We start from the raw sequence: 12,455 nt of genomic DNA, 5'->3' as shown, positions 1-12,455 counted from the left end.
GCCCCCCTTTTTCCGCTTTTACGCCGCCGGCAGCTCGGCCAGCGGCCAGCGCGGACGTACCGTTACGCCAAGATCCGCCGTAACGCCCGCCTTAAACCGCACCATTCCGGCATAGGCGATCATCGCCCCGTTGTCAGTACAAAACTCCGGACGCGCATAGAACACTTCGCCGCGGCGTTTTTGCATCATTTCGGCAAGCTTCGCGCGCAGCGTGCGGTTAGCGCTAACGCCGCCCGCCATGACCAGACGCTTAAAACCGGTGCTTTCCAGCGCGCGCTTGCACTTGATCATCAGCGTATCCACGACCGCATCTTCAAAAGCGCGCGCGATATCAGCGCGAGTTTGTTCGTCGTCGCCATTACTACGAATGGTGTTAGCGGCAAAGGTTTTCAGACCGGAAAAACTAAAATCCAGCCCCGGGCGATCGGTCATCGGGCGCGGAAAGACAAAACGTCCCGCCGTCCCCTGCGACGCCATTTTCGACAGCATCGGGCCGCCAGGATAATCCAGCCCCAACAATTTGGCGGTTTTATCAAACGCTTCACCGGCGGCATCGTCAATCGACTCTCCCAGCAGTTCGTACTGACCGATTCCGGTCACGCTAATGAGCTGCGTATGTCCGCCGGAGACCAGTAGCGCCACAAACGGGAAATCCGGAGGGTTATCTTCCAACATCGGCGCCAGCAGATGACCTTCCATATGGTGTACAGGAATGGCCGGCACATTCCAGGCAAATGCCAGCGAACGCCCGACGGTTGCGCCGACCAGCAGCGCGCCGACCAGGCCCGGGCCTGCGGTATAGGCCACCGCGTCGATATCGCTCGCCGTCAGACCGGCTTCTTTTAATGCCGCCTGAATCAGCGGCACGGTTTTACGCACATGATCGCGGGAAGCCAGTTCAGGCACTACGCCGCCGTAGTCAGCATGTAATTTCACCTGACTATACAATTGGTTGGCTAACAGACCTTTTTTGTCGTCGTAAATAGCGATGCCGGTTTCATCGCAGGATGTTTCAATACCCAGTACACGCATGACTTGTTTTACCTCGCTCTAATACCGCGCAGTGTAGGTCGAATGCGGGTGGATGTATACCCTCAGTCCCGACTTCGTGTATACTCCCTCACCTTATAAAAGTCCCTTTCAAAAAAGGCCGCGGTGCTTTACAAAGCAGCAGCAATTGCAGTAAAATTCCGCACCATTTTGAAATAAGCTGGCGTTGATGCCAGCGGCAAACCGAATTAATCAAAGGTGAGAGGCACATGCCGGTAATTAAAGTACGTGAAAACGAGCCGTTCGACGTAGCTCTGCGTCGCTTCAAGCGTTCCTGCGAAAAAGCAGGTGTTCTGGCGGAAGTTCGTCGTCGTGAGTTCTATGAAAAACCGACGACCGAACGTAAGCGCGCTAAAGCTTCTGCAGTGAAACGTCACGCGAAGAAACTGGCTCGCGAAAACGCACGCCGTACTCGTCTGTACTAATCTTTTGAGAGCGGGCTGCTCTCAATTCAGATCGAGTTGTAGTTGTAAGGCCGTGCTTCCGAAAGGAATGCGCGGCTTGTTTTCGTTTATGCATTAGCATATACACAAAATCATTCATGCTGCGTCCAGGCGGCAAGAGAGTAAATCCCCGGCGCTTACGCAAGTCAGCGACAGGGGTGAGCGAACGTAGTCAACACTGCGGCAGCCTGAAGAATGACGTGTATAAAAGGGGCATATGGCTGGACGAATCCCACGCGTATTCATTAATGACCTGCTGGCGAGAACCGATATCGTCGATCTGATCGACGTGCGCGTAAAACTCAAGAAACAGGGCAAGAACTATCACGCGTGTTGTCCATTCCATAATGAGAAAACCCCGTCTTTCACCGTAAACGGTGAAAAACAGTTTTATCACTGCTTTGGATGCGGCGCGCATGGCAATGCGATCGACTTTTTGATGAATTACGACAAGCTAGAATTTGTCGAAACCGTCGAAGAATTAGCGGCCATGCATAACCTGGAAATTCCCTATGAAGCAGGCACCGGGCTTAGCCAGATAGAGCGCCATCAACGGCAAAACCTCTATCAGTTGATGAATGGTCTGAATGACTTTTATCAGCAGTCGCTTACCCATCCTGCGGCAAAACCTGCGCGTGACTATCTGCAAAAGCGCGGTCTGAGCGCTGAAATTATTCAGCGTTTCGCCATTGGCTTCGCGCCGCCAGGTTGGGATAACGCGTTAAAGCGCTTCGGTAATAACAGCGATAACAAGGCATTGTTGCTGGATGCCGGGATGCTGGTCAATAACGAGCAGGGCAGCACTTACGATCGTTTCCGTAATCGGGTCATGTTCCCTATTCGGGACAAACGCGGCAGGGTGATTGGTTTTGGCGGCCGAGTTCTGGGGAACGACACGCCGAAATACCTTAACTCTCCGGAAACGGACATTTTCCATAAAGGCCGCCAGCTATATGGTCTTTATGAGGCTCAGCAATATAGTGCTGAACCGCAACGCTTGCTTGTGGTCGAAGGTTATATGGATGTCGTCGCACTAGCGCAATACGACATTAACTATGCGGTCGCTTCGCTAGGTACCTCAACCACGGCAGACCATATGCATATGTTATTCCGGGCAACGAACAACGTAATTTGCTGTTACGACGGCGACCGGGCTGGCCGTGATGCCGCCTGGAGAGCGCTGGAAACAGCAATGCCTTATATGACCGACGGTCGGCAGGTACGCTTTATGTTTTTACCTGACGGCGAAGACCCGGATACGCTGGTGCGTAAAGAAGGCAAGGCGGCTTTTGAAGCGCGGATGGAGCAGGCGCAGCCGCTCTCTACGTTTCTGTTTAATAGCCTCCTGCCGCAGGTGGATTTAAGCTCGCCGGATGGCAGCACGCAGTTAGCCGCACTGGCGCTGCCGCTCATTAATCAGGTGCCTGGCGACGCACACCGTATTCAGTTGCGCCAGACGTTGGGGCTGAAGTTAGGCATTTTCGATGATAGTCAGCTTGATCGTTTAGTGCCAAAACAGGCGGAAAGCGGCGTTTCCCGCCCGGCTCCGCAGCTAAAACGCACGACCATGCGTATACTGATAGGATTACTGGTGCAAAACCCGGATCTCGCGCCGTTAGTGCCGCCATTAGACGCGCTGGATCAGAATAAGCTGCCTGGACTTGGCTTATTTAAAGAATTGGTCAAAACTTGTTTGGCTCAGCCAGGTCTTACTACCGGACAACTTCTGGAACTCTACCGTGGCACAAATGATGCTGCGACCCTTGAAAAATTATCGATGTGGGACGATATAGCAGATAAGGCGATTGCCGAAAAGACCTTTACCGACTCACTCAACCATATGTTTGATTCGCTGCTGCAACTGCGACAAGAAGAGCTGATCGCTCGCGATCGCACTCACGGTTTAAGCCGCGAAGAACGCCGAGAGCTCTGGACGTTAAACCAGGAGCTGGCCAGAAAATGAATTTAACGGCTTAAATGCCGCATATCGATCGGGAAGCCCCCGACAGCCGCAGTGAGAGGCAGCGGCCAAAATATAAGTATGCCCTCGCTTTAAATGTCGACAGCTATACCGTCGACACCAATCAAACGAATAAGTGTGGATACCGTCTTATGGAGCAAAACCCGCAGTCACAGCTGAAACTTCTTGTCACCCGTGGTAAGGAGCAAGGCTATCTGACCTATGCTGAGGTCAATGACCATCTGCCGGAAGATATCGTCGATTCAGATCAAATTGAAGATATCATCCAAATGATCAACGACATGGGTATTCAGGTAATGGAAGAAGCGCCTGATGCCGATGATCTGCTGCTGGCTGAAAATACCACCAGCACCGATGAAGATGCGGAAGAAGCTGCTGCACAAGTTCTGTCCAGTGTTGAGTCTGAAATCGGTCGTACGACTGACCCGGTACGCATGTATATGCGTGAAATGGGCACTGTTGAACTGTTGACCCGGGAAGGCGAAATCGACATCGCTAAACGTATCGAAGACGGGATCAACCAGGTTCAATGCTCCGTTGCCGAATACCCGGAAGCCATTACCTATCTGCTGGAACAGTACGATCGCGTTGAGGCTGAAGAGGCTCGTTTGTCCGATCTTATCACCGGCTTTGTCGATCCGAACGCGGAAGAAGAGATGGCGCCGACCGCAACTCACGTCGGTTCTGAACTCTCCCAGGAAGACCTGGATGATGACGAAGACGAAGATGAAGAAGACGGCGACGATGACGCCGCCGATGACGACAACAGCATTGACCCTGAACTGGCACGCGAAAAATTCGCTGAACTGCGCGCGCAATACGTCGTTACGCGCGACACCATCAAAGCGAAAGGCCGCAGCCATGCCGCCGCGCAGGAAGAGATTCTGAAGCTGTCTGAAGTGTTCAAACAGTTCCGTCTGGTACCGAAGCAATTCGACTATCTGGTCAACAGTATGCGCGTGATGATGGATCGCGTGCGTACCCAGGAACGTCTGATCATGAAGCTCTGCGTCGAGCAGTGCAAAATGCCGAAGAAGAACTTTATCACGCTGTTTACCGGTAACGAAACCAGCGAAACCTGGTTCAATGCCGCTATCGCGATGAACAAACCGTGGTCGGAAAAACTGCACGATGTCGCGGAAGAAGTGCAACGCTGCCTGCAAAAACTGCGGCAGATTGAAGAAGAAACCGGTCTGACCATCGAACAGGTGAAAGACATCAACCGTCGCATGTCCATCGGGGAAGCGAAAGCCCGCCGTGCGAAGAAAGAGATGGTTGAAGCGAACTTGCGTCTGGTTATTTCTATCGCTAAGAAATACACCAACCGTGGCTTGCAATTCCTTGATCTGATTCAGGAAGGCAACATCGGCCTGATGAAAGCCGTCGATAAGTTTGAATACCGTCGCGGCTACAAGTTCTCCACCTACGCTACCTGGTGGATTCGTCAGGCGATTACCCGTTCTATCGCAGACCAGGCGCGCACTATCCGCATTCCGGTGCATATGATTGAGACCATCAACAAACTCAACCGTATCTCCCGCCAGATGCTGCAAGAGATGGGCCGCGAGCCAACGCCGGAAGAGCTGGCCGAGCGCATGCTGATGCCGGAAGATAAAATTCGTAAGGTGCTGAAAATTGCCAAAGAGCCTATCTCCATGGAAACGCCGATCGGCGACGATGAAGATTCGCATCTGGGTGATTTCATCGAGGATACCACCCTCGAGCTGCCGCTGGACTCTGCCACTACCGAGAGCCTGCGCGCCGCCACTCACGACGTTTTGGCTGGCCTGACCGCTCGTGAAGCTAAAGTGCTGCGTATGCGTTTCGGTATCGATATGAACACCGACCACACGCTGGAAGAAGTGGGTAAACAGTTCGACGTTACCCGCGAACGTATCCGTCAGATCGAAGCGAAGGCGCTGCGTAAACTGCGCCACCCGAGCCGTTCTGAAGTGCTGCGCAGCTTCCTCGACGATTAATTCGCCGTACACGTATACGCCGCCGCAAGGCGGCGTTTTTTTATCAGGTCATGCGCGAGTGCCCTATTTGGCCTGCAGAATTTCTACACAGCGCGAGTATTCGCGCCCTCATTCCCCATTGCTATAGCCCACGCATAATGAGCGCTTGATCCAGTTCGCGATAGGCCTCGACCAGTTTTTCCGTTTTAATTCGGTTTAAGCCGCTGGGATTCGGCAACACCCACACCATCGTCGCGCCAATGGCGATCTTTTGTTTACCCCAGGCGATACCGCGCTGGCTGAATCCCTGTTCAAAAGCCTGTTTACCAAGCACCGCCAGCGCCGCGGGCTGGTAGTCCTCTATCTTTTCAATCAGGTTGCGTCCGCCGCTACGTAATTCATGCAACTTCACCTCAGTCGCTTGTACCGTCGGTCGGTCGACGAGTTTCGTTACCCCGCAGCGAAAATCCAGTAATTTTTCCGCCTCTTCCGGTTTCAACTGTCGATCGGTGAAACCGCCCAAATGAATAACTTTCCAAAAACGATTCGCGGGATGCGCAAACGGAAAGCCAGTATTCGCCGAGGAGAGTCCCGGATTGATGCCGCAAAAAACCACCCGTAGCCCTGGCGCCAGTATGTCCTTAACCATTATTACTCCTGAGCAATACAACGTTCTTTAAGTATAACGGGTTGAAAACACATTGTTTATAAAAACAGCACCCGCGCGGTTACGGCTGGATTACAGCGTAAAGTTACATTATAATCCACCGCCACGGCCCCTTAGCTCAGTGGTTAGAGCAGGCGACTCATAATCGCTTGGTCGCTGGTTCAAGTCCAGCAGGGGCCACCAAATTTTAGCTTTAAAATCATATAATTAAGCCACTCTAAAGAGTGGCTTTTTTGTTACCTCATTTTCGAGTGGCGATAAAATGGCGGTGGATTTTTTACCGCCACTTTACTGAGGGCATAAAAAAACCCGCACGCGGCGGGCATTTAGCGAAAATTTATCAGAGCCACAATGGTCGCTGACCACCAACAGTCGGGTGCGGCGGTGCCGGGTCGATGGATCCCGGAGTAACAATAAAGCGTTCTATCGTTTCCATTGTCATAAACGTACAACTGCAGTTGATATTCTGGCACTGGTGGTAGCGCTCTTTCGTATTTTCGGTTAGATAGCGGCTTGTTCGCGCATGTGCGGCATGATGGCACTTCGGACAATGAAACATAACCCACCTCTTATTCTCAATTCGTGAACCAATAATAATCACTAATTCACTTTTTGTGAATACATTTTATTCATCATCCGATTCTGCACTGTACTCCACATCAGAGAGTTTAACCTCAAGCTCTAAGCCCGTCGTGAAGCCACTATTATTCATATTGTGAGTCACCTTACTGATTAACCACGATTGCTCGTCTATGACGCGCTTAAAGCCTGACACGCGCACCGGTGTCTCAGGGAATAAATCAGCCCTACCAAGCGCCAGCGTAATTGAAAACTCCGCAACGCCTCGCTGCAGCTTATCCCACTTAGCCTGAGCGGCGCGCATCGCCTGCGCCTTAGAAGCGTAGACCGTCGTCAGCGCCAGTACGTTATCGGCCTCACCGGCCATATACTCACCCTCGCGAGCCTCCGGCTCTTTTCTGGACTTCGTCTTTTTGCTGACCGGCTTTGCTTTCGGGTGTTCCAGTGCGCGAAGGTGCTTCTCTTTTGGCTGGCGTTTCAGCGTCACTTTCTGTTTTTGCGGCTTCGGGTCTTTGGTGTGCAACCATTTAGCTGTTACACCGGTATAAGCTCCGCGGTCGGCAATGGCAAACTGATGACGGTCGCCGTCACTGCGGGTCAGCGTCATTTGTGGAATGGGCTTACCGCTGGCCGTCAGCGCACTACCGGCTTTCAGAAACAGGAGCTTTCCCGCTTTAACCGATACAGTCGCTCCGTTTCGGTCAGCCAGCCGGGTTAGAAATACCGCGTCGGATTCCTGCGACTGGTCGATATGCGGTACCGGGATTTGTTTCAGCGAATCCGCGACGCTGGCCGTCAGTTTGTTACGCTTTGCAATGGTGCTTACCAGCTCACCGATGGTGGTATCGTGCCATGATTCTTCACGTCGTGAATTGAGCGTGCCGCGAAAGTCTGCACTACGAGCCCGGATGGTCAGGGTATCAGGCGCGCCCCGGTGCTCAATCTCATCGACCGTAAAATCACCTTTATTCAATAGCGCCGAACCCTGCCAGCCAAGCCACAGCGTCAGCACCGCCCCGCGCAGGGGTAACTCGACTTTTCCGTCGGTATCGTCGAGCTCAATGTCGAGCTGGTCAGCCTCAAAACCCCGGTTGTCGGTCATGGTGAGAGAAATCAGCCGGTCACTAAAATTGCTGGTAATGTCCTGGCTGTTCAGCGTTAGCATAAATGCCGGTGCAAGACTGGCACCGGCGTCAATAGTCATTCCCGTAATCATGTGGTCAGCCCTCCGGGCGCCCCCTGCAACTTATCGGTCAGATTACCGGCAGAGCCGAGAAGCTCGCTCGCCTGTTTATTCAGGTCGCCAAACATTGCCGTCAGTGATTCATCGACCCGTTTTAGCGAAAGCGTGAAATCAATCTTTCTCGCCGCACCATCGCTGAAAAACTCGGCGTGCGTGGTCGACACCTTATCGATGATATACATCCCGAGGATTTTGCCGGTACCCTCAATCAGCGGCCACGCCCTGCCTTCATCGGCCATCAGTTCCACAGCCAGCAGGGATATATGACCGCCGGTAATGGCAGGGTAAAGCGTACCGGCAAGCTGTATTGCGGTTTCCCCCTCGCCGAGAAACTGATATGCAGGCGGTTTACCGACCCGGTCATTAGACGCCCAGCGGTAATCTTTCGAATGCTGCATTGACTGATAAGGCAGAGTACGGAGTTCAAAAACAAACATTCCCAGCGCAAGCATCATCGTTTTATCCTTCCTCAGAAATCGTGGGTCATACTTGCACGCTGGCGCGCACGTTTATCACGTTCAATCTGTTCGAGCGTGTCGCGTAACTGGCGGTCAAGCTGATGCCCCGGCGCAACACCACCCGGCAGAGTGATGTTGTATTCGCTTTTGCTCTGGTCAATGTAAGAGCGCCCCGCCGGTGCGGTAACGGGTTGATAAGCCTGATAGCCGCCATATGTGCTGGTTGCCGGGATGTAGGAATTCCCCTGCGTGGCGGCGTTGGTTCTGGCCGCGGTCTGGTCGAGGCTGTCCGATTCTTTGTTGATGATGCCGAGCTTTTCGAGAAGCCAGTCGACACCACTGCGTAGCTTGTTGAAAACGTTCAGCGGTGCCATCAGCGCTGAGGCCAACGCCTGACCGAAAATAACGCCAGCATTTTTACAGCTATCGAGCGTCTCCTGCGTAGCTTTGACCGGTGCAATCAGGTCTTTAAACCATTGCCAGACTCCGCGCAGCTTCTCACCGAGTCCGTCAAAAATGGGTGCCAGTGGTGCAAACATTTCCCCGACCGGAGCAAAAGCACTCATGATGCCCTCAATGCCCCCCGAGAAAAATGCGCTGATGGGCTCCCAATATTTACGGATAAGTAGCGCCCCGGCCACAATCGCCGTCCCGACGGCCACAATCGGCCAGGTGATTGCACCGAGAGCTGTCACAATGGCACTACCGGCAACAGTCAAGGCGGTACCCATCACGCCAGCGGCGGCAATGATGGCGTTAATCCCCATGACAACCGGCCACGCAACGAGACCAATGCCGCCGATGATACCAATCAGAGCAAGTGCGCCCCCGGCAATAATGCCGATAGTTGTCGCCAGACCTTTGTTTTTCTTGATCCAGTCGTCGAGCTTTAACACGTATTGTGTGGCGGTTTTGGTGAGTTTACGCAGCGAGTCCTCTTGCTGGTCAAAAAGGTCGGTACCGACGGCCTCATAAGCCGACTGGAACTCTTTAAAGTCGCCGCCGAGGTTATCCTGCATAACCTTAACCAGTTCCTCGGTTTTACCGTCCGAGGCTTTAAACGCGGCAGTGAGCCGGTCAAGTTTTCCGCTTGAGGCTGCTTCCATCAGTACCGCCGCCGCCGAGCTGGCCTCCTCGCCGAAAATGGTTTTCATGTACTCGCCGCGCTGGCTTGTCCCGAGGTTGTTTTTCTCAAAGCTGCGCTGCATTTCTTTCAGGATGGAGAATATCGGGCGCGTGTTCCCCTTGCTGTCTGACGTTTTGACGCCGAGCTCCTTAATGGCCTCAAACGCTTTTCCGGTGGGAGCCTGCAGGCGGCTGAGAATGGCGCGGCTACCCGTACCCGCCATTGACCCGGTGATTTTGGCGTCGTGCAGTGCACCGACCATTGCGGCGGTTTGCTCGATGCTCACCCCGGCATTTTTCGCCACTGGCGCGGCATAGGTCAGCGCGTCGCTCAGTCCGTCAAAATCGGCGGCGGTTTTGTTCATCGTCATCGAGAGAACGTCGCCAATGTGAGCAATCTTGTCGTTTGAAAGTTGAAACGCTGATTTCATCCCGGTCAGCAGCGCAGCGTTTTCCTCCATTGAGCGCCGGTTTGACAGCGCCATATTCAGCGTGACTGGCGTCGCCGCCTGAATGGCAGCAGCGTCACCGCCGCTTTTCGCAATGATGATTTGCGCGCTCGCTGCGTCATCTGCAGAGGCTGCAGTATTGTCGCCGAGCTGGCGAGCCTGTTTGCGTAGCGCCTGCATTTCTGGCGACTGTTTATCAACCCCGAGCACAGCCTGCAGCTCGGAATTTTTCTGTGCAAAGTCATAACCGGGCATCAGTAATTTAACCCCGGCCATCGTTCCCGCCGTCGCAATACCGACCCCGGCAGCGCCTGCTGCGGCCATGTTACCGGCAAGCTCTTTACCTGATTTATATCGTTCTTTCACCCGGCTTAATTTCGCCTGCTGCGCACTGACGCGCGCCAGTGCCTCACGCTGGCGATTAAGCTGCGCCGTCGTTTCGCTGATGGAGGTTTTGAGCCGACGCTCATCAGCAGACAGGGTGCGGGTATTGATACCGGCCTGCATCAGCTCGGAGCGCTGGCGCTGTACCGATGTTCTCAGGCTGTTATATTTCGTCTGCAGCTCAGAGGCGGCACGCTTTGCCGCGTCGAGCGCCTGCGCCTGCGCGCGGGTCGGACTGGTGGTGTTTTTAAACTGCACAGCCAGCTCACCGGCTTCGCGCTTTGCCTTGTCAAGCGCCTGACCAGTCACAGCCAGTTGCGCGCTTGCCTTACGAAAGCCGTCGATTTTCGACGCCTGACCGTTCAGGTCGCGCAGACCCTTTTGTGTGTTGCGAATATCACCCGACAGGGTTTTACTCGCGGTCTGGATGGATTTAAGCGGTCGGGTCGCCTGGTCGACCGCTTTCAGCAATACCTCAAGCCTCAGGTTATTACTCATTGTGGTTTCCGCTACGCTGCAGCGCCTTTTCGCGCCATGTGATGAGCTCGCTCAGGCTCAGGGAACAGAGTTCTGATGGCGGCCAGTGGAATATCACTGCGATATCCGCCATCAGGTCATCAGTCGACAGGTCTGGCGGGAAGTCTATTCCGCCGAAGCCGGTGACAAAAAACCAATCACCTTAGCGGCCAGCGACAACATATCGGGCAGGTTCATCGCGGTAAGCTCCTGCGCGGTGAGCGCGGGGTAGGTCATGCGGGGCAGCACCTTAATCAGGGCGTCGACTTCGGACTGCGCCACCGCTGCCAGACTGACGCCGCGCAGGGTACCGGCGTTCGGCTCAATCAGGGTGACTTTATCAATCGTCTGACCGGCGCGCTTAATTGGTTTGTCCAGGGTCACGACATTCGGGTTCACGGTGTCAATTTCATTGCCAGCCGTATCAATAAATTCAGCGGTTTTACGTGGTGCTTTTGCCATGATGTTTTTCTCTGTTCTGAATGGGGTTAATAACCGGCCAGCAGTGCTGACCGGTCAGGGAATTACAGCCCGATTGCGCGGCGGTGCTGCTCCAGACGGTCGACGCCGTTCACCTTCTCAATCATGTTGACGGTGTCGATTTCGATGACGTCGCTGCCATCAATCGTGAGGCGGTAGTAGGTGCAGACAGTCGACAGTTTGGTCGAGGTGTTTTCACCCTGCTTATTCTCGCCGCCGTCGATTTCTTTATGACGGCCACGCATGACCACCTCGACCGCCACGATTTCGCCGGTGTCGTCGCGCTGGTAAGAACCGGCAAAACGCAGCGGCACAGCATCAGTACCCGGGGCGGCGTACTGCGCCCACAGCGCCACATCAGGCAGGCCACCGACAGACCATTCGACGGTGAGCGCATCATCGTCGAGGCCGAGGTCAATCGCTGCCGCGCCATTCATACCGCCGCCGCGATAGTTTTCGAGCTTGCGGGTCAGTTTCGGCAGCGTCACGGATTCAACAACACCCATGTAGCTGAGGCCGTCATTGAACATATTCAGATATTTGAGTTTACGGGGTAGTGCCATGTTATTTCAGGCTCCTTAGCTGTTGACCGATTCAGCCAGATTCACCAGATATTTATCGGTGATACGCTGGCGCAGGGTCAGGCTCTCCAGTGGCGGAACCGGTGTATAGTCGTAGTCGATATACAGTTTCCCGGCCTTGATGGTTTCCTTGTCGTTCGATTCCTCATCGAACCAGCATTTACCCTCCACGATGTAGCCGTTTGATTTCAGCTCGCGGAATTTGGCGTTAATGCCGTCAACAATGTCACGAATGAGCGTGGCGGTAATGGGCTTGTCGACCGCCCACATGTGCGCCTCCGCCATCGTGTCGGCCAGTACCTGCGCGGTGCGGGTGTAGTTCTCAAACAGAAAAAGCGGGTCATCCGAGCAGGTGCGGTTACCCCAGAAGCGGAAACCGTCCTTGCGTACCAGCGTTGTAACCCCGGCCTCGTTGAGCAGGTCAGCATCGGTGCCGGATGCCTGCAAATCCCAGAACACTGAGGCGCTGATGCCGGTAACGCCCTGTACACCAACGTTAGACAGGGTTTTGTGCCAGCCGACAGTCTGGTCGATGTAAGCA

Annotated in this window: 13 protein-coding genes and 1 tRNA gene; 4 read left to right on the top strand and 10 right to left on the bottom strand. The window is 54.1% G+C overall.

Features of this window, described 5'->3' with window-relative positions; all coding sequences use genetic code 11:
- Positions 1-18: 18 nt before the first annotated feature.
- Complete coding sequence (gene tsaD / locus ACLD4K_RS11270) at positions 19-1,032, bottom strand: tRNA (adenosine(37)-N6)-threonylcarbamoyltransferase complex transferase subunit TsaD (protein WP_001264389.1); 1,014 nt, start codon at positions 1,030-1,032, stop codon at positions 19-21.
- Between the two features lie 227 nt (positions 1,033-1,259).
- On the opposite strand from tsaD, the gene rpsU reads away from it, so the two are divergent.
- From rpsU to rpoD, 3 genes are all read left to right on the top strand, one after another.
- The gene (gene rpsU / locus ACLD4K_RS11265) at positions 1,260-1,475 is read left to right on the top strand and encodes a 30S ribosomal protein S21 (protein ID WP_001144069.1); all 216 of its coding nucleotides are present in this window, start codon (positions 1,260-1,262) and stop codon (positions 1,473-1,475) included.
- Positions 1,476-1,710: 235 nt separating this feature from the next.
- A complete protein-coding gene (gene dnaG, locus ACLD4K_RS11260) occupies positions 1,711-3,456 on the top strand; it encodes a DNA primase (RefSeq protein ID WP_079800476.1) in 1,746 nt (581 codons plus the stop codon).
- Between the two features lie 14 nt (positions 3,457-3,470).
- Positions 3,471-5,453 carry an RNA polymerase sigma factor RpoD gene (rpoD, locus tag ACLD4K_RS11255; RefSeq protein WP_001120159.1) on the top strand — a complete coding sequence of 661 codons (1,983 nt, stop codon included), beginning with the start codon at positions 3,471-3,473 and terminating at the stop codon, positions 5,451-5,453.
- 121 nt (positions 5,454-5,574) lie between these two features.
- On the opposite strand, the gene mug is transcribed toward rpoD, so the two are convergent.
- Positions 5,575-6,081 (bottom strand): G/U mismatch-specific DNA glycosylase, encoded by a 507-nt coding sequence (gene mug, locus ACLD4K_RS11250; protein ID WP_411011872.1) that lies wholly within the window; start codon positions 6,079-6,081, stop codon positions 5,575-5,577.
- A 125-nt stretch (positions 6,082-6,206) separates the two neighbouring features.
- Here mug and ACLD4K_RS11245 point away from each other — a divergent pair.
- Positions 6,207-6,282, top strand: a tRNA-Ile gene (locus ACLD4K_RS11245).
- Positions 6,283-6,439: 157 nt separating this feature from the next.
- Here ACLD4K_RS11245 and ACLD4K_RS11240 read toward each other — a convergent pair.
- From ACLD4K_RS11240 to ACLD4K_RS11205, 8 genes are all read right to left on the bottom strand, one after another.
- Positions 6,440-6,658, bottom strand: a complete 219-nt coding sequence (locus ACLD4K_RS11240) for a DNA-binding transcriptional regulator (RefSeq protein WP_000468307.1) — start codon at positions 6,656-6,658, stop codon at positions 6,440-6,442.
- Positions 6,659-6,724: 66 nt separating this feature from the next.
- Positions 6,725-7,894: a phage late control D family protein gene (locus ACLD4K_RS11235; RefSeq protein WP_023244904.1), complete on the bottom strand. Its 1,170-nt coding sequence runs from the start codon at positions 7,892-7,894 to the stop codon at positions 6,725-6,727.
- Positions 7,891-8,376, bottom strand: coding sequence for a phage tail protein (locus tag ACLD4K_RS11230; protein ID WP_023135453.1), 486 nt, complete (start codon positions 8,374-8,376; stop codon positions 7,891-7,893). The genes ACLD4K_RS11235 and ACLD4K_RS11230 overlap by 4 nt, the downstream gene beginning before the upstream one ends.
- 14 nt (positions 8,377-8,390) lie before the next feature.
- A complete protein-coding gene (locus ACLD4K_RS11225; RefSeq protein WP_411011871.1) occupies positions 8,391-10,835 on the bottom strand; it encodes a phage tail tape measure protein in 2,445 nt (814 codons plus the stop codon).
- Positions 10,828-10,965, bottom strand: a complete 138-nt coding sequence (locus ACLD4K_RS11220) for a GpE family phage tail protein (protein ID WP_322741397.1) — start codon at positions 10,963-10,965, stop codon at positions 10,828-10,830. Before ACLD4K_RS11220 ends, ACLD4K_RS11225 begins: the two co-directional genes overlap by 8 nt.
- 14 nt (positions 10,966-10,979) lie before the next feature.
- Entirely contained in the window at positions 10,980-11,315 is a 336-nt protein-coding gene (locus tag ACLD4K_RS11215) for a phage tail assembly protein (RefSeq protein WP_001029726.1), read from the bottom strand.
- Positions 11,316-11,377: 62 nt separating this feature from the next.
- Positions 11,378-11,896 (bottom strand): phage major tail tube protein, encoded by a 519-nt coding sequence (locus ACLD4K_RS11210; protein WP_023171372.1) that lies wholly within the window; start codon positions 11,894-11,896, stop codon positions 11,378-11,380.
- A 15-nt stretch (positions 11,897-11,911) separates the two neighbouring features.
- Positions 11,912-12,455, bottom strand: a 544-nt coding sequence (locus ACLD4K_RS11205) for a phage tail sheath C-terminal domain-containing protein (protein WP_411011870.1), incomplete at its 5' end; no start/stop codon positions are given.

Origin of the sequence: Salmonella sp. 741265055_HSA, from assembly GCF_046569525.1 — a bacterium.
Lineage (GTDB): Bacteria > Pseudomonadota > Gammaproteobacteria > Enterobacterales > Enterobacteriaceae > Salmonella > Salmonella enterica.
The sequence above is the reverse complement of the archived record's forward strand: the minus strand, read 5'-3'. Positions and strand labels throughout refer to the sequence as shown.